At 65.5% G+C, this 18,245-nt stretch carries 7 protein-coding genes; 3 read left to right on the top strand and 4 right to left on the bottom strand.

From position 1 onward, the window contains the following. Positions 1–122: 122 nt before the first annotated feature. Positions 123–407, bottom strand: a complete 285-nt coding sequence (ppnP, locus tag GYA95_RS14430) for a pyrimidine/purine nucleoside phosphorylase (RefSeq protein WP_012315400.1) — start codon at positions 405–407, stop codon at positions 123–125. Positions 408–482: 75 nt separating this feature from the next. Continuing rightward, positions 483–1,034 (bottom strand): exonuclease domain-containing protein, encoded by a 552-nt coding sequence (locus tag GYA95_RS14425; RefSeq protein WP_015271133.1) that lies wholly within the window; start codon positions 1,032–1,034, stop codon positions 483–485. A gap of 172 nt (positions 1,035–1,206) precedes the next feature. Here GYA95_RS14425 and GYA95_RS14420 point away from each other — a divergent pair, with 172 nt between their 5' ends. Then, the gene (locus tag GYA95_RS14420; RefSeq protein ID WP_015271132.1) at positions 1,207–2,007 is read left to right on the top strand and encodes a substrate-binding periplasmic protein; all 801 of its coding nucleotides are present in this window, start codon (positions 1,207–1,209) and stop codon (positions 2,005–2,007) included. Positions 2,008–2,070: 63 nt separating this feature from the next. Further along, positions 2,071–3,084: a GNAT family N-acetyltransferase gene (locus tag GYA95_RS14415; protein ID WP_015271131.1), complete on the top strand. Its 1,014-nt coding sequence runs from the start codon at positions 2,071–2,073 to the stop codon at positions 3,082–3,084. A gap of 53 nt (positions 3,085–3,137) precedes the next feature. Here the strand turns inward: GYA95_RS14415 and GYA95_RS14410 are convergent, their stop codons facing one another. After that, the gene (locus GYA95_RS14410) at positions 3,138–3,668 is read right to left on the bottom strand and encodes an RNA polymerase factor sigma-70 (RefSeq protein WP_015271130.1); all 531 of its coding nucleotides are present in this window, start codon (positions 3,666–3,668) and stop codon (positions 3,138–3,140) included. Positions 3,669–4,349: 681 nt separating this feature from the next. On the opposite strand from GYA95_RS14410, the gene GYA95_RS14405 reads away from it, so the two are divergent. Continuing rightward, positions 4,350–17,303 (top strand): non-ribosomal peptide synthetase, encoded by a 12,954-nt coding sequence (locus GYA95_RS14405; protein WP_015271129.1) that lies wholly within the window; start codon positions 4,350–4,352, stop codon positions 17,301–17,303. 213 nt (positions 17,304–17,516) lie between these two features. Here GYA95_RS14405 and GYA95_RS14400 read toward each other — a convergent pair whose 3' ends face one another. Continuing rightward, positions 17,517–18,245: an ATP-binding cassette domain-containing protein gene (locus GYA95_RS14400; RefSeq protein WP_015271128.1), complete on the bottom strand. Its 729-nt coding sequence runs from the start codon at positions 18,243–18,245 to the stop codon at positions 17,517–17,519.

Below are 18,245 nucleotides of genomic sequence, written 5' to 3'. Positions count from 1 at the left end.
GTCGCAATAGTGCTGGATTCTTCGCGGGTGAACCCGCTCCCACAGGTTCGCTACAGGTCTGAAACTTGTGCAGTACCTGTGGGAGCGGGTTTACCCGCGAAGAGGCCGGTACAGGCTACCGCTTAGTCACGGTACTCGCACAGGTAGGCAGTATCCACCGCCACCTTCAGCTGGAACTTGCTGTCGGCGGCCACATTGAACTTGTCACCGGCGTTGAAGGTTTCCCAGTTGTCGCTACCCGGCAGCTTCACGGTCAGGGCGCCGGAAACCACGTGCATGATCTCGCGCTTGGCAGTGCCGAACTCGTATTCGCCCGGGGCCATCACGCCGACGGTGGCCGGGCCTTCAGTGCCTTCGAAGGCGATCGACTTGACAGTACCATCGAAGTATTCGTTGACCTTGAACATGGGGCGACTCCTGAAAAGGGGGGATGAAAAAGGGCTGGCCAGTATGCCCAAGCCCACGGGCCCCGTCATCTGCTTTCAGGTAGCGTCCACCGGCAGGCTCAACGGCAGCAGCCGCGCGGTATTGCGCGCATCTTCCAGGGCCCGGTGCTGCTGCCCGCAAAAGTGCATGCCGGCCAGCTGCAGTGCACCATTCAGCCCAGCGGGGCGCTGCAGGTGGCGGGCCTTGGCGAAGCGTTGCTTGAGGTTGATGTGCGGCAGGGTCCGCAGCAGGCTGTCCAGCCCATGCTGCTGCCACTCCTGGTGCAACTGCTGGCGGTCGTAGTCGCCCCAGCTGACCCAGGCCTGAAGCTGCCCGCGGTGGTGCCCGAGCCAGCGCTCGAAGCTTGCCCATACCTCGCGGAACGACGCGGCACTGTCCACGCTGGCCTGGCTGATGTGGGTCAGCTCACGGCAGAACGGGGTCAGCTGCGGCCGCCGCCGAGGCTTCACGAAGCGCTGGAAGTGGTCGACCTCGCGGCCATCGCGGGTAACCAGGCTTGCGCCGATTTCAATGACTTCCATCTCTGTGACCGGCCACCCACCATCGTCGGTGGTGGCTTCCAGGTCGATCACCAACCAGTGGCCCATACCAGGCTCCCTTGCAGATCCTGCTAGAGCGTAGCGAAACTCCGGGCATCCGGCATCCCCTGGCAGTTTGCCCGCAGCTTTGGCGCAAAGGGCCACTAACCGGCAGTTGTGTCCGGCCCGGAAAACGCCTAGCTTAGGCGGACCCCGGCATGAACCGTGATGAGTGTCCGTCTTGACTCCAGCGACCGGCCTGAAGGCCCTGTCTTCCCTGATGCTGCTGGCCGTGTTCTGGCTGGCGGTGCCGGCATGGGCGGCAAGTACCGTTGAAGTGAAGATTGGCGCGGCGCATTTTCCGCCCTACACCGTGCGCCCGGAGCAGGGTGCCGACACCGGTCTTCTGCCGCAGTTGGTCGACGCGCTCAACCGCGCGCAGCAGCACTACCGCTTCGTTCTGGTACCCACGTCCATTCAGCGGCGTTTCGGCGACTTCCAGCAAGGCCGTACCGACATGGCCATTTTCGAGAACCCGCAATGGGGCTGGCAGCAGATTCCCCACAAGACCGTGGACATGGGCCTGGAAGACGCCGAGGTGTTCGTCGCTCGCCAAGCCAATGGCGGTGACCCGCATTACTTCGACGACTTGAACGGCAAGCGCCTGGCGTTGTTCAATGGCTATCACTATGCGTTCGCCGGCTTCAACTCCGACCCCGAATACCTGCGCACCGCCTACAACGCGACCCTGACCTACTCCCACGACAGCAACCTGCTGATGGTGCAGGCAGGCCGCGCCGACATCGCCCTGGTCACGCGTTCCTACCTCAGCGATTTCCTGGCACGCAACCCGGCCAGCCGGGAGCGGTTGGTGCCCTCGCAACGCATTGACCAAGTCTACCATCACTACGCCTTGTTGCGCCCGGGGGCGCCCATCGGCGAGCAGTCGTTCGCGGCGCTGCTGCGGGCCCTGCGCGACAGTGGCGAGCTGGCGCGCATCTTCGAGCCCTACCGCATCACGGTAGCGGCCCCGCGCGACTAAATTCCCGTGATGCGGCAACGTTCTCAGCAGTGAGCCTTTCTTTCATTGCCGCGAGTCAAGCCCATGCCGTTCGATGCCGCATCACAGCCCCAGTCAGCGCCACGCTGGCGCAGCCTCAGTGCCGAGGAGGGGGACAGCTGGCTGAGCCTGTCCCTCGAAGGCCGCGCGTTGATCCAGTTGCGCCTGGAGATGGGTGCTACTCTGCATGTCCACCTCGAGCGGCTGTGCCCCGAGCGCCCCTATGTGGCCTTGTGGGCCGCCTGTTATTGGCTGCTGGCCCGCGATGCGGCCTGCCAGCGTCTTGCCTGGCACCTGCCCGAGCCGTTGCCTCAGGCATTGACCAGTGGCCTGCTGCTGGCCGGCGAGCAGCCTGGCCAATACCTGTGCGAGCGGGCGCTGTTCTGGCAGCTGCCACAGCCGTGGCTGGGCGAGTCGGCCAGCGTGGCCTACCCACAGCAGATGCAGATCAGCAACGGCAAGCGCCACCCACGCCGCGCGCCCAAGCCTCGTGGCGAGGTGTACCGGCGCTTCGATACGCGCCTGGGCAGTTGGGTATCGCTGCGTACCTTGGAGATCGAGCATGACCTGGAGCGCTTCAACCGCTGGCAGAACAACCCGCGGGTGGAGGCGTTCTGGCAGGAGGGTGGCACCCTTGCGCAGCATCGCGAATACCTGGGCAAGCTCGAGGCCGATCCGCATGCCCTGACGCTGATCGGTTGCTTCGATGACCAGCCGTTTGCCTACTTCGAGGCGTACTGGGCCAAGGAAGACCGCATTGCGCCGTTCTACCCGGCCGATGACTACGACCGTGGCATCCATATGCTGGTGGGGGAGGAGAGCCACCGCGGGCCGCACAAGGTGGCCAGCTGGCTATCGGCGCTGGTGCACTACCTGTTCCTGGATGACCCGCGCACCCAGCGGGTGGTGGCCGAGCCGCGTGCCGACAACGGCAAGATGATCGGCTACATGCACGACCAGTGCTTCCATTGCGACAAGGAGTTCGACTTCCCGCACAAGCGTGCGGCGTTGATGATTCTGGGGCGGGAACGGTTTTTCGATCGTTGCAAACTGGCTTGATATCGGGGTGGCTTCTTCGCGGGCGTGCCCGCGAAGAAGCAGACTCTGCCTGATCAGGCCTGCCGACTGGCCGTCTTGCGGCAATGCACCAGCGCATCGCGGATCATGAAGTTGACCAGCGTCGGCGACACTCCCAGCTCCTTGGCAATGTCCTTCTGCGGCACGCCATGCAGGCGGTACATCTCGAAGGCATAGCGGGTGCGCTGGGGCAGTTCGTTCAGCGCCTCGGCAATGTCATCCAGCGCGGCAAGGTTGATGTGGGTGGCTTCGGGGGAGGCGTTTTGCACGACTACGTTAAGGCCTTCCTCCTCGCTGCCGGAGTACTTCAACTCCATCGCCTGCTTGCGATAGTGGTCGATGGCCAGGTTGCGCACGATCTGGAACAGGTAGCTCAGCTGCGCCTTGAACGACGATGTGATCTGCGGGGCGGCGCTGAGCCGGAAAAAGGCGTCCTGCACCACATCTTCGGCGCGCGATCGACAGCCGGTAATGCGGGCAGCGATCTTGACCAGAATGCTGCGGTTGTCGACGAAGGCCTGCAGTAATGGTGAATCGCACTTACTTGTGGATAGTTGTTCCGCCATGGAAATCACCTTGTCACAGAGGGGAAAGGACGCACCCAAATTTGGGAAGCTTCCTACGACGGGCGACAAGCTATTCAGAATGATAATGATTGTCAAATGCGAAATGTAATTAGTTTCATGTGATTTCAGTTCTAAGGTGTGAGGGTGGCTAGGTGCATGTCAGGGCATTTTCAGCGCCTGTGAGATCGAGCGCCGCCCGCGCGGCGCTTCGCGGGGCAAGCCCGCTCCCACATTTGTTGCAACGTGCCGAACCTGACAGGCCATGGTTGCCAGCCTTGTTGGGCTGGCTGGATTCCTGAGTTGGCATTGCTGTCGCCCCACTTGTCTCAAGCCTTGTACCAAAGCTGACAACGCCTCTCCCACAGGCATGGCCACGTTGCAACAAATGTGAGCGGGCTTGTCCCGCGAAGCGCCGCGCGGGCGGCGCTCGATCTCACAGGCGCAGAAAGTGTCAAGGTGAATACTCGCGAAGCGCCGCGCGGGCGGCGCTCGATCTCCCAGGCGCAACATCTCTCAAGGCAAACCCCCGGCAACCCTCACGCCCCCCCAAAGCCTCACCACCGCTAATTTCTCCCCCCGCCCATCCGTTCCCCTGTGTACACCTCAGGCCGCCACATGCCGCTGCGCCCACGTTCGCGCAGCAGCCGGCCCGACCCAACCAGACACTGGCAGGAACACCCCATGACGGACGCCTTCGAACTCCCGCTCTCGCTGGTCCAGGCCCTGGCGCAACGCGCCGCGCAGACCCCGGACAAAGTCGCCTTGCGCTTTCTGGCCGACGCTCCCGGCGAGCAGGCCGTGCTCAGCTACCGGGACCTCGACCAGCGCGCACGCACCATCGCTGCTGCCTTGCAAAGCCGGGCCGGTTTCGGCGACCGCGCAGTGCTGTTGTTCCCCAGCGGGCCAGACTATGTGGCGGCGTTCTTCGGCTGCTTGTATGCCGGCGTGATTGCGGTGCCGGCCTACCCGCCGGAGTCCGCGCGCCAGCACCACCAGCAGCGCTTGCTGTCGATCATCGACGACGCAGAGCCGCGCCTGCTGCTGACCGTCGCGGCCCTGCGCGACAGCCTGCAGGGCCTGGAGGCCCTGACAGCGGCCAACGCCCCCGAGCTGCTGGCGGTGGATGGCCTGGACCCGGCACTGGCTGCAAACTGGCGCGAACCCGCGCTCAAGGGTGATGACATCGCCTTCCTGCAATACACCTCCGGCTCCACAGCACTGCCCAAGGGCGTGCAGGTCAGCCATGGCAACCTGGTGGCCAACGAACAACTGATCCGCCAAGGCTTTGGCATCGACCTCAACCCAGACGATGTGATCGTCAGCTGGCTGCCGCTGTACCACGACATGGGCCTGATCGGCGGCCTGCTGCAGCCGATCTTCAGCGGCGTGCCCTGTGTGCTGATGTCGCCGGGCTACTTCCTGGCCCGGCCGCTGCGCTGGTTGCAGGCCATCAGCGAATACGGCGGCACCATCAGCGGCGGCCCCGACTTTGCCTACCGGTTGTGCAGCGAGCGGGTCAGCGAGGCCTCCCTGGCCGGGCTCGACCTAAGCCGCTGGCGGGTGGCCTATTCTGGCTCCGAGCCGATCCGCCAGGACAGCCTGGCGGCCTTTGCCGACAAGTTCCAGGCCTGCGGCTTCGACCCGCAGAGCTTCTTCGCCAGCTACGGCCTGGCCGAGGCGACCCTGTTCGTCAGCGGTAGTCGCCGTGGCCAGGGCATCGCCGCGCTGGAGCTGGACGCCGAAGCCTTCGCCGCCAACCGTGCGGAGCCTGGCAAGGGCAGTGTGCTGATGAGCTGTGGCTACCCGCAGCCCGGGCATGCCGTGCGCATTGTCGAACCACAACGCCTGCAGGTGCTGGACGACAACCAGGTGGGCGAGATCTGGGCCGCCGGCCCGAGCATCGCCCTGGGCTACTGGCGCAACCCCGAGGCCAGCGCCCGCACCTTCGTCGACATGGACGGCCAGACCTGGCTGCGTACCGGTGACCTGGGCTTCATGCGCGAAGGCGAAGTGTTCGTCACCGGCCGCCTGAAGGACATGCTCATCGTGCGCGGGCAGAACCTGTACCCGCAGGACCTGGAAAAAACCCTCGAGCGCGAAGTGGATGTGCTGCGAAAAGGCCGGGTGGCAGTGTTCGCCGTCGAGCAGCAAGGCGAGGAGGGCATTGGCGTGGCGGTGGAAATCAGCCGCAACGTGCAGAAGGCGATCAAGCCCCAGGAGCTGATCAAGACCCTGCGCCAGGTGATCGCCGACGCCTGCCGCCAGGCACCGGCCGTGGTCCTGCTGCTGAACCCGGGTGCGCTGCCCAAGACCTCCAGCGGCAAGCTGCAGCGTTCGGCCTGCCGCCTGCGCATGGACGATGGCAGCCTGGACTGCTACGCCCGCTTCCCTGAGGTGAACGAGCCCGTTGCTTCAGTGGGCGCAGGCGATGAACTGCAGGCGCGCATCGCCGATGTGTGGCGCGACATTCTCAAGGTCGAGGCGGTGGCGGCAGACGACCACTTCCTGCTGCTGGGCGGCAACTCGATCGCCGCCACCCACGCCACCGCACGCCTGGCCGATGAACTGGGCATCGAGCTGGGCCTGCGCACCCTGTTCGAAGCGCCGATACTGGCTGACTACGCCAAGGCCGTGGCCGCGATCATCTCCGAAGGCGGTGGCCGGGTCGGTGCCATCGCTACACTGGAACGCACCCAGGCGCTGCCCCAGTCGCTGGCGCAAAACCGCCTGTGGTTGCTGTGGCAGTTGGACCCGCAGTCGGCGGCCTACAACATTCCGGCCGGCCTGCAGTTGCGCGGTGAGCTGGACGAAAACGCCCTGGAAACAGCCTTCCAGGCGCTGGTTGCGCGCCATGAATCGCTGCGCACCCTATTTGCCGAAGAGAACGGCCAGGCCCTGCAGCGCATCCAGGCGCAGCAGCCGTTCGACCTTCGCCGCCTGGACCTCGAAGGCCAGGCCGCCGAACAGGTCGCCGCCCAACGTGAAACCGAAGCTCGCCAGCCGTTCGATCTGACCCGGGGGCCGTTGCTGCGGGTGACCCTGGCGCGCCTGGACGATGAACACCATCAACTATGGGTGACCCTGCACCATATCGTCGCCGACGGCTGGTCGCTGAACATCCTGCTCGACGAATTCGCCAAACTGTACGCCGCCCACTGCCAGGGCCTTGAGGCCAACCTGGCACCGCTGACCCTGGGTTATGCCGACTACGGCACCTGGCAGCGACAGTGGCTGGCCGCAGGCGAAGCCGAGCGTCAGCTGCAGTACTGGCAGGCGCGTCTGGGGGATGATCTGCCGGTGCTCGACCTGTGCACCGACCACCCGCGCACCAGCCAGCGCGGCCACCGCGCCGCCCGCTTCAACCTCAAGGTACCGGCCAGGCTCACCGAAGCGCTCAAGGGCCTGGCCCGCGAACAGCAGGCCAGCCTGTTCATGGTACTGCTGGCCGGCTGGCAGGCGCTGTTGCACCGCTACAGTGGCCAGGCCGATATCCGTGTCGGCGTGCCCAACGCCAACCGCCCGCGCCTGGAAACCCAAGGCATGGTCGGCTTCTTCATCAACACCCAGGTGCTGCGTGCGCAGCTCGACGGCCGCCTGCCGTTCGACCAGTTGCTGGCCCAGGTGCGCCAGGCCACCCTGGATGCCCAGGCCAACCAGGACCTGCCGTTCGAGCAACTGCTCGAAGCCCTGCCCGAGGCTCGCGAGCAAGGCCTGTTCCAGGTCATGTTCAACCACCAGCAACGTGACCTGTCTGCGCTGCGCCGCCTGCCGGGCCTGCTGGCCGAAGAGCTGCCGTGGCACAGTCGCGAAGCCAAGTTCGACTTGCAGCTGCACAGTGAAGAAGACCACCAGGGCCGCCTGAGCCTGGCCTTCGACTATGCCGCCGAATTGTTCGATGCCAGTACCGTCAAGCGCCTGGCCCAGCACCTGTTGGCCCTGCTCGAGCAGGTGTGTGCCGGGCCGCAGCGGGCGCTGGGCGAGGTGCAACTGCTCGACGAGCCTGGCCGCGCGCAACTGCTGAGCTGGGGCGAGGCACCCGCTGCGCCGCCGCAGCGCCTGCTGGTCGAGCAGCTCAATGAACAGGCACGCCTGACCCCGCAGCGCACCGCCCTGGTGTGGGACGGTGGCAGCCTGGATTACGCAGAGTTGCACCAGCAAGCCAACCGTCTGGCCCACTACCTGCGTGACAAAGGCGTGGGCCCAGACACTTGCGTGGCCATCGCCATCGAGCGTTCGCCGCAGCTGCTGGTGGGCCTGCTGGCCATTCTCAAGGCCGGTGGTGCCTATGTGCCGCTGGACATCGATTACCCGGCCGAGCGCCTGGCCTACATGCTCGCCGACTGCAACGCTGGCCTGTTGCTGAGCCACAGCAGCCTGCTGGGCAAGCTGCCACAGGTTGATGGCGTCAGCGCCATCGCCCTCGACCAGCTGCACCTGGACAGCTGGCCAAGCCATGCCCCCGGGTTGCATCTGCATGGCGACAACCTGGCCTATGTGATCTACACCTCCGGCTCCACCGGCCAGCCCAAGGGCGTGGGCAATACCCACGCGGCACTGGCCGAGCGCCTGCAATGGATGCAGGCCAGTTATGTGCTGGACGACAGCGACGTGCTGATGCAGAAGGCGCCGATCAGCTTCGACGTTTCGGTGTGGGAATGCTTCTGGCCACTGGTGACCGGTTGCAAGCTGGTGCTCGCCGGCCCTGGCGAGCACCGCGACCCGCAGCGCATCGCCGCGTTGGTGCAGGCCCATGGCGTGACCACGCTGCACTTCGTGCCGCCGCTGTTGCAGGTGTTCGTCCAGGAGCCGCAGGCGGGTGCCTGCGGCAGCCTGCGCCGGCTGTTCTCCGGTGGCGAAGCGCTGTCCGCGGCACTGCGTGACCGCGTGCTGCAGGTGCTGCCACAGGTGCAGTTGCACAACCGCTATGGCCCGACCGAAACCGCCATCAACGTCACCCACTGGCACTGCCAGGCCACCGATGGCGAACGCTCGCCGATCGGCCGCCCGCTGGGCAATGTGCTGTGCCGTGTGCTGGACGACGAGCTGGAACTGTCCGCCCCCGGTGTGCCGGGCGAGCTGTACCTCGGCGGTGCAGGCCTGGCCCGTGGCTACCTGGGCCGCCCGGGCCTCACCGCCGAGCGCTTCGTGCCCCGGGCCGACGGCAATGGCGAGCGCCTGTACCGCAGTGGCGACCGCGCCCGCTGGCAGGTGCAGACCGCGGCGCTGGAATACCTTGGCCGCCTCGACCAGCAGGTCAAGGTGCGTGGCTTCCGTGTCGAACCCGAGGAAGTCCAGGCCTGCCTGCTGGCGCAAGCGGGGGTCGAACAGGCGCTGGTGCTGATTCACAAGGATGCCGTAGGTGCGCAACTGGTCGGCTACTACAGTGGCAGCGCCCAGCCTGATGCATTGCTGACGGTGCTGGCTGAACAACTACCGGCCTACATGGTGCCGGCACAACTCATCCCGCTGGCGCAGATGCCACTGGGCCCCAGCGGCAAGGTCGACCGCAAGGCATTGCCGGCCCCGGTGTGGCAGCAGCGGCAGCACGTCAAGCCGCAAACCGAGTTGCAGCAGCAGGTCGCCGCTATCTGGCGCGAGGTGCTGAACTTGCCGCGCATCGGCCTGCAGGACGACTTCTTCGCCCTCGGCGGCCATTCGCTGCTGGCCACTCAAATTGTCTCGCGCACGCGCCAGGCCTGCGATGTCGAGCTGCCGCTCAAGGCCCTGTTCGACGCCAGCGAGCTGGGCGCCTTCTGTGCCGAGATCACGCGTATTCGTGCTGCCGGTGAGCGCAACCTGCAAGGTTCAATCGCCCGCGTCGACCGCCGCCAGGCGGTGCCGCTGTCGTACTCGCAGCAGCGCATGTGGTTCCTCTGGCAAATGGAGCCGGGCAGCCCGGCGTACAACGTCGGCGGCATGGCGCGCTTGCGCGGCACCCTGCATGTGGATGCCTTCGAGCGAGCGCTGCAGGCGCTGGTGGTGCGCCACGAAACCCTGCGCACCACCTTCCCCAGCATCGATGGCGTGCCGTATCAGTGCGTGGCCGAAGACAGCAGCCTGCACCTCGACTGGCAAGACTTCAGCGCCTTGCCCGCCGATCTCCGCCAACAACGCCTGCAGCAACTGGCCGACGACCAGGCGCACCAGCCGTTCGACCTGGAGCGCGGCCCGCTGCTGCGTGCCTGCCTGGTCAAAGCCGAAGAGCGCGAGCATTTCTTCGTGCTGACCCTGCACCATATCGTCACCGAGGGCTGGGCCATGGACATCTTCGCCCGCGAACTGGGCGAGCTGTACGAGGCCTTCGTCGATGACCGCGAATCGCCGCTGGCGCCGCTGCCGGTGCAGTACCTGGACTACAGCGTGTGGCAACGGCAATGGCTGGAAAGCGGCGAGGGCGCCCGCCAGCTGGCCTACTGGCAGGCCCGCCTGGGCGATGAACACCCGGTACTGGCGCTGCCTGCCGACCGCCCGCGCCCGGCAGTGCAGAGCCACCGTGGCGAGCTGTACCGCTTCGAGCTCGACCCGGCGCTGGTCTCCCGCGTGCATGCCTTCAACAGCCAGCGCGGCCTGACCCTGTTCATGACCATGACTGCCACCCTGGCCGCCTTGCTGCACCGCTACAGCGGCCAGCGTGACTTGCGCATTGGCGCGCCGGTGGCCAACCGCATCCGCCCGGAAAGCGAAGGGCTGATTGGCGCGTTCCTCAACACCCAGGTGCTGCGTTGCGAGCTGGACGGCCAGATGAGCGCCGCACAGTTGCTGGAGCAGGTACGCCAGGTTGCCATCGAAGGCCAGTCGCACCAGGACCTGCCGTTCGATCAGCTGGTGGAAGCCCTGCAGCCACCGCGCAGCAGCGCCTACAACCCGCTGTTCCAGGTGATGTGCAACGTTCAGCGCTGGGCCTTCCAGCAAAGCCGTCAGCTTGCCGGCATGCAGGTGGATTACCTGGTCAACGACGCCAGCGCCACCAAGTTCGACCTGTACTTGGAGGTGACCGACCTCGACGGCCGCCTGGGTTGCTGCCTGACCTACAGCCGTGACCTGTTCGACGAACCACGCATCGCGCGCATGGCCGAGCATTGGCAGCAATTGCTGGTGGGCCTGCTCGACAACCCGCAACAGCGCCTGTGCGAGCTGCCGATGCTGAGCAGCGCCGAGCAGCAGTTGCTGGCTGGCCGGTTGCAGGGCGAGCAGGGTCTCGCTCTCGACCAGACCGTGCACGGCCTGTTCGCCGCCCAGGCTGCGCGTACGCCACACGCTGGCGCGTTGACGTTTGCCGGCCGGCACATGACCTATGCCGAACTCGACCAGCAGGCCAACCGCCTGGCCCGCGCCCTGCGCGAGCGTGGCGTCGGCCCGCAGGTGCGCGTGGGCCTGGCACTGGAGCGTTCGTTGGAAATGGTCATCGGCTTGCTGGCCATCCTCAAGGCCGGTGGCGCCTACGTGCCGCTCGACCCCGAATACCCGCTCGACCGCCTGCGCTACATGATCGAAGACAGCCGCATCGGCCTGCTGCTAAGCCAGCGCGCGCTGCTGCAAACCCTGGGGCAGCTGCCCGAAGGCGTGGCGCACTGGAGCCTGGAGGACGACAGCGCCAGCCTGTCAGCCTACAGCTATGCGCCGCTGGACAACCTCAACCTGCCGCAGCACCAGGCCTACCTGATCTACACCTCCGGTTCCACCGGCAAGCCCAAGGGCGTGGTAGTCAGCCACGGCGAGTTCGCCATGCATTGCCAGGCGGTGATCGACGCGTTCGGTATGCGCGGCGATGACTGCGAGCTGCACTTCTATTCGATCAATTTCGACGCCGCCAGCGAACGCCTGTGGGTGCCGCTGCTGTGTGGCGCCCGCGTGGTACTGCGTGCCCAGGGGCAGTGGGGCGCCGAAGACATCTGCCAGCTGGTGCGTGAGCAGCAGGTGAGCATTCTTGGCTTCACGCCAAGCTACGGCAGCCAGTTGGCGCAGTACCTGGCCGGGCAGGGCGAGCAGTTGCCAGTGCGCCTGGTCATTACCGGTGGTGAAGCGCTGACCGGCGAACACCTGCAGCGCATCCGCCAGTCCTTCGCGCCGCAGCAGTTCTTCAACGCCTACGGGCCGACCGAAACCGTGGTCATGCCGCTGGCCTGCCTGGCACCACAGACGCTGCCGGCGGAGCTGGGCAGCGTACCGATCGGTCGCGTCATCGGTAGCCGCACGGCCTACATCCTCGATGAAGACCTTGCCCTGTTGCCGCAAGGCGGTGTTGGCGAGCTGTATGTCGGCGGTGCCGGCCTGGCCCAGGGTTACCACGACCGCCCGGGCCTAAGCGCCGAGCGCTTCGTCGCCGACCCGTTCGGCAGCGAAGGCGGGCGCCTGTATCGCACCGGTGACCTGGTGCGCCTGGGCAGCGATGGCCTTGTCGAGTACGTCGGTCGCGCCGACCAGCAGGTGAAGATTCGCGGTTTCCGTATCGAGCTGGGCGAAATCGAAAGCCGCCTGCAGGCGCATGCCGATGTCGACGAAGCTGTGGTGCTGGCCCTCGACCTGCCGGGCGGCAAGCAACTGGTGGGTTACCTGGTGTGCAGGCAGGCCGCTGCCGACAGCGAGGTCCAGGGCATGCTGCGCGACGCGGTGAAAGCCGATGCCCGCCAGCACCTGCCGGATTACATGGTGCCGGCGCACCTGGTGCTGCTCGACAGCCTGCCGCTGATGGGCAACGGCAAGCTCGACCGCCGTGCGCTGCCGCTGCCGGACCTGGAACAGGCACGCCAGCAGTACCAGGCGCCTGGCAACGAGGTGGAAGCGCAACTGGCGCAGATCTGGCGCGACGTGCTCAACGTTGCCCGGGTCGGCGTGCAGGACAACTTCTTCGAGCTGGGCGGCGACTCGATCCTGTCGATCCAGGTAGTCAGCCGGGCCCGCCAGGCCGGCTTGCAGTTCACTCCGCGCGACCTGTTCCAGCATCAGACCATCCAGACCCTGGCCGCCATCGTTCAGCGCAGCGAAGCCGCCAGCAGCATCGAACAGGGCCTGCGCCAGGGCCAGGCCGGCCTCACGCCGATCCAGCACTGGTTCTTCGACAGTAAAGTGCCACAGCCGCAGCACTGGAACCAGGCTGTTCTGCTGGAGGCACGCAAGCCGCTGGATGAGGGGGTACTGAAGCGAGCCTTGGCCGACCTGGTGCAGCACCACGACAGCCTGCGCCTGCGCTTCAGTCAGGCCCAGGGCCGCTGGCAGGCCGAATATGCTTCGCTTGCCACCGGGCAATTGCTGTGGACAGCCACGGTCGCCGACTTCGCCGATTGCCAACCGCTGTACACCGATTTGCAACGCAGCCTCGACCTGGAACAGGGCCCACTGTTGCGCGCCTTGCTGGTTAATGACGGGCAGGGCGGCCAGCGCCTGTTGCTGGCTATCCATCACCTGGTGGTCGATGGCGTGTCGTGGCGCGTGCTGCTGGAAGACCTTCAGGCGCTGTACCGAGGCCAGCCGCTGCCGGCCAAGACCCACGCCATGGGCGACTGGGCCGCACGCCTGGCCATCTATGCCGGCAGTGATTCGCTGCGCGACGAGCTGGGCTGGTGGCAAGGCCAGTTGGGCGGCGTGCGCCGCGAACTGCCATGCGATCACCCGCAGGGCGGCAACCTGCACTGCCATGCCCGTACCCTGGCCATCGGCCTGGATGTGGAGCAGACCCGGCAGTTGCTGCAGCAGGCCCCGGCGGCCTATCACACCCAGGTCAACGACCTGCTGCTGACCGCGCTGGCGCGTGCCCTGTGCCGCTGGAGCGGCGACGAAGAAGTGCTGGTACAGCTTGAAGGCCATGGCCGTGACGGGCTGTTCGAAGATATGGACCTGACCCGCAGCGTCGGCTGGTTCACCAACGCCTACCCGCTGAGCCTGCGCCCGCTGCCAGGCGAGGACGATGCAGCGCGGGCAGGCTCGATCAAGCGCATCAAGGAGCAACTGCGCCAGGTGCCGCATAAAGGGCTGGGTTATGGCGTGCTGCGCTACCTGGCCGATACGGCAGTGCGTGAGCAGATGGCGGCCCTGCCGCAGGCACGCATCACCTTCAACTACCTGGGCCAGTTCGACCAGCAGTTCGACAGCACAGCCCTGTTCCAGCCGCTGGACGCCGCGGCCGGCCTGGCCCACGACCTCGATGCACCGCTGCCCAACTGGCTGAGTGTCGATGGCCAGGTGTATGGCGGTGCCCTGCAACTGCGCTGGACCTTCAGTGCCGAACGCTACGACGAGCGGACCATCGCCTGCCTGGCCGAGGCCTATCGTCAGGAGCTGCTGGCGCTGGTCGAGCATTGCCTGGCTGATGGCAACGGCAGTTTCACGCCATCGGACTTCCCGCTGGCGCACCTGACCCAGGCGCAGATCGACGCGCTGCCGGTACCGGCAGCGCAGATCGAGGATGTCTATCCCCTGACGCCGATGCAGGAGGGCATGCTGTTGCACACCCTGCTGGAGCCGGGCACCGGCCTTTACTACATGCAGGACCGCTACCGCATCAACAGCGCGCTCGACCCCGAACGCTTCGCCCAGGCGTGGCAGGCGGTGGTGGCACGCCACGAGGCGCTACGCGCATCGTTCAGCTGGAACACCGGCGAGGCGATGCTGCAGATCATCCACAAACCGGGCAACATGCCGGTGGACTATCAGGACTGGCGTGGCCTCGACGACGACGCCCAGGAGCAGCGCCTGCAGGCCCTGCACAAGCAGGAACGCGAGGCTGGTTTCGCGCTGCTCAGCGAGGCGCCGTTCCACCTGCGCCTGGTGCGTGTGGCCGACGAGCGCTACTGGTTCATGATGAGCAACCACCACATCCTCATCGATGCCTGGTGCCGTTCGCTGCTGATGAACGATTTCTTCGAGATCTACCAGGCCCTCGGCGAGGGGCGCCAGGCCCGCTTGCCGGTGCCACCGCGCTACCGCGACTACATCGGCTGGCTGCAACGCCAGGGCCTGGACGACGCGCGAGCCTGGTGGCAGGCCAACCTGGCCGGCTTCGAACGCGCTACCACCATCCCCAGCGACCGCCCGCTGCGCCACGACCATGCCGGTAGCGGCATGATCGTCGGCGACTGTTACACCCGCCTGGCGGTGAGCGACGGTGTGCGCCTGCGCGAACTGGCCCAGGCCCACCAGCTCACCGTCAACACCTTCGCCCAGGCGGCCTGGGCACTGGTGCTGGCGCGCTACAGTGGCGACCGCGACGTGGCCTTTGGCGTGACCGTGGCCGGGCGCCCGGTGAGCATGCCGCAGATGCAGCGTACCGTCGGCCTGTTCATCAACAGCGTCGCCCTGCGCGTGCAATTGCCGGTGGCGGGTGAGCGCTGCAGCGTGCGGCAGTGGCTGCAAGGCCTGCTGGAGCACAACATGGAGCTGCGCGAGCATGAGTACCTGCCGCTGGTGGCCATCCAGGAATGCAGCGAACTGCCCAAGGGCCAGCCGCTGTTCGACAGCCTGTTCGTGTTCGAGAACGCGCCGGTGGAAACCGCCGTGCTCGACCACGCCCAGCACCTGAATGCCAGTTCCGACTCGGGTCGTACCCACACCAACTTCCCGCTGACCGCAGTGTGCTACCCGGGCGATGACCTTGGCCTGCACCTGTCGTTCGACCAGCGCTATTTCGACTACCCGACCGTCGAGCGCCTGCTGGCCGAGTTCAAGCGCCTGCTGCTGGCGCTGGTGCAAGGCTTTGAAGGGGAGATGAGCGCACTGCCGTTGCTGGGTGCGGAAGAGCAGCGCTTCCTGCTGGAAGACTGCAACCGCACCGCGCGCGCCTATCCGTTGGAACAGAGTTACATCGCGCAGTTCGAGGCGCAGGTGGCCGCGCATCCGCAACGTACCGTGGCCCGCTGCCTGGACGCATCCTACGACTACGCCGGCTTGAACCTGGCGGCCAACCGTCTGGGCCATGCCTTGATCGCGGCGGGTGTGAACGTGGACCAGCCGGTGGCACTGCTGGCCGAGCGTGGGCTACCGCTGCTGGGCATGATCGTCGGCAGCTTCAAGGCCGGCGCCGGCTACCTGCCACTGGACCCGGGCCTGCCGGCGGCGCGTCTGCAAAGCATCATCCAGCTCAGCCGTACACCCGTGCTGGTGTGCAGCGCGGCCTGTGCCGGGCAAGGGCGGCAGTTGCTGGACCAGCTTGCGTTGGCGGCACGGCCGCAGCTGCTGGTCTGGGAAGACATCCAGGCCAGCCCGGTGGCCAGCCACAACCCCGGCATTCACAGCGGGCCGGATAACCTCGCCTATGTGATCTACACCTCAGGCTCCACCGGCCTGCCGAAGGGGGTGATGGTCGAGCAGCGCGGCATGCTCAACAACCAGTTGAGCAAGGTGCCGTACCTGGCGCTCGGCGAGCAGGACGTGATCGCCCAGACGGCCTCGCAGAGCTTCGACATTTCGGTGTGGCAGTTCCTTGCCGCGCCGCTGTTCGGCGCCAGGGTGGAGATCGTGCCGAATGCCATCGCCCATGACCCGCAGGGCCTGCTGGCGCATGTGCAGGCCACCGGCATCAGCGTGCTGGAGAGCGTGCCGTCGCTGATCCAGGGTATGTTGGCCAACGACCACCAGGCCCTCGATGGCCTGCGCTGGATGCTGCCGACCGGCGAGGCCATGCCTCCGGAGCTGGCGGCGCAGTGGTTGCAGCGCTACCCGCAGATCGGCCTGGTCAACGCCTACGGCCCGGCGGAGTGCTCCGATGACGTGGCGTTCTTCCGCGTCGATGCCGCCTCGACCCGTGGCAGTTACTTGCCGATCGGCACGCCGACCGACAACAACCGCCTGTACCTGTACGGCGAGGACCAGGCACTGGTGCCACTGGGTGCGACAGGTGAGTTGTGCGTGGCCGGCACCGGCGTGGGCCGTGGCTATGTCGGCGACCCGGTGCGCACAGCGCTGGCGTTCATTCCCCATCCTCATGGTGCACCGGGCGAACGCCTGTATCGCACTGGCGACCTGGCGCGGCAGCGCCTGGACGGGGTGCTGGAGTATGTCGGGCGCATCGACCATCAGGTGAAGATTCGCGGCTACCGCATCGAACTGGGCGAAATCGAAGCCCGCCTGCACGAACAGCCGGAAATCCGCGACGCTGCCGTTGGCGTGCAGGAGGGCGTCAATGGCAAGCACCTGGTGGGTTACCTGGTGGCGCATCAGGGCGTTGCAGCCGACGCTGCGTTGCTGGAACAGCTCAAGCAGCGCCTGCGTGCCGAGTTGCCGGAGTACATGGTGCCACTGCACTGGGGCTGGTTCGACAGCCTGCCGCACAACGCCAACGGCAAGCTCGACCGCAAGGCCCTGCCAGCCATCGACGTCGGTGGCCAGCACAGCCAGGCCTACCAGGCGCCGCGCAATGAGCTGGAAGAGGTACTGGCCGGTATCTGGACGGATGTGCTCAAGGCCGAGCGGGTCGGGGTGCACGACAACTTCTTCGAGCTGGGCGGGCATTCGCTGCTGGCCACGCAAATCGCCTCGCGGGTGCAGAAGCAGCTGCAACTGAACGTGCCGCTGCGGGCGATGTTCGAGTGCAGCACGGTGGAGGAACTGGCGGTGTATGTGCGGGGGCTGCAGGGCAGTGTGCTGGATGACGATAAAGTCGACCGGCTCAGTGACCTTATGGCTGAGCTGGAGGGGTTGTGACCTGAGCAGGTGAGGCCTGCACCGCCCCTGGATTGGTGCACAAAAGTTGAAATTGCTGGGGCCGCTATGCGGCCCTTTCGCGACACAAGGCCGCTCCTACAGATACGGCGTTGTTTCGAGGTTTGGCGCTGCACCTGTGAGCGGGCATGCCCGCGAACACCGGCGCAGCCGGTGCCATACCTGCAACCCCACCTTTCCCATGGTTCTTCGCCGTCATGATGCGGCCCCGATTTTTTCCTGCGACATCGACGCATTGATGAATGCTTCATCATAAGAGTTCGCATGGTAGCGAGCGAGAAACTCATGAGCATTCTCAAATGGCTCGAGGTGTTGATGAGCGAGCATGTAGAAACGATGGCAGTTTGTGGCAATTTCCTCGGTATAGTGAGATGAAATCAAAACACTAGCCCCGTTTTTGCACGCGTTTTTTATACCTAGCCATATGTGGTGTCTGAATTCTGGGTCTACCCCCGCAGTAGGCTCGTCGAGGATGATCAGGTCACTGCCCATGAGCAGTAGCGTCAGTGTGACAAAGCTCCGGACTTCGCCATAGCTGCAAGTAGATGCCTTCTTCTTGTAGATTTCAGCATACCGTTTCGACAGGGAATGTGACCATTCAGAGAGGCGTGAAAGCACCTCGCAGTGATCCGGTGCTGATCTGGAGTTTAACTGTGTAATCAGTTGGTAGACTTCGCTCATCCTGAGCAAGGGCGGTGGTGTCAGTACTTGAGTCAGATAAGCCTGCTGTCTGGATGAATTTATGATTGTGCCGTTGCTTGGTTTTCTGATGTTGCAGATCAGGTCGAAAAGCGTGGTCTTTCCTGCTCCGTTACTGCCCAGTACGCCTACGGCCTCTCCTTTTTTCAACTGTAACGTGATGTTTTGTAAAAGAGGGCTGCTGTTGTATGAGAAGTCCAGGTTTTTGATGGTGAGAAGGTGCAT

Source organism: Pseudomonas asiatica (assembly GCF_009932335.1).
GTDB lineage: Bacteria > Pseudomonadota > Gammaproteobacteria > Pseudomonadales > Pseudomonadaceae > Aquipseudomonas > Aquipseudomonas asiatica.
The sequence above is the reverse complement of the archived record's forward strand: the minus strand, read 5'-3'. Positions and strand labels throughout refer to the sequence as shown.

Coding starts and splice junctions, on each gene's coding strand:
- ppnP (WP_012315400.1), bottom strand. CDS start 407: ATGTTCAAGGTCAACGAATACTTCGATGGTACTGTCAAGTCGATCGCC.
- GYA95_RS14425 (WP_015271133.1), bottom strand. CDS start 1,034: ATGGGCCACTGGTTGGTGATCGACCTGGAAGCCACCACCGACGATGGT.
- GYA95_RS14415 (WP_015271131.1), top strand. CDS start 2,071: ATGCCGTTCGATGCCGCATCACAGCCCCAGTCAGCGCCACGCTGGCGC.
- GYA95_RS14410 (WP_015271130.1), bottom strand. CDS start 3,668: ATGGCGGAACAACTATCCACAAGTAAGTGCGATTCACCATTACTGCAG.
- GYA95_RS14405 (WP_015271129.1), top strand. CDS start 4,350: ATGACGGACGCCTTCGAACTCCCGCTCTCGCTGGTCCAGGCCCTGGCG.
- GYA95_RS14400 (WP_015271128.1), bottom strand. CDS start 18,245: ATGCACCTTCTCACCATCAAAAACCTGGACTTCTCATACAACAGCAGC.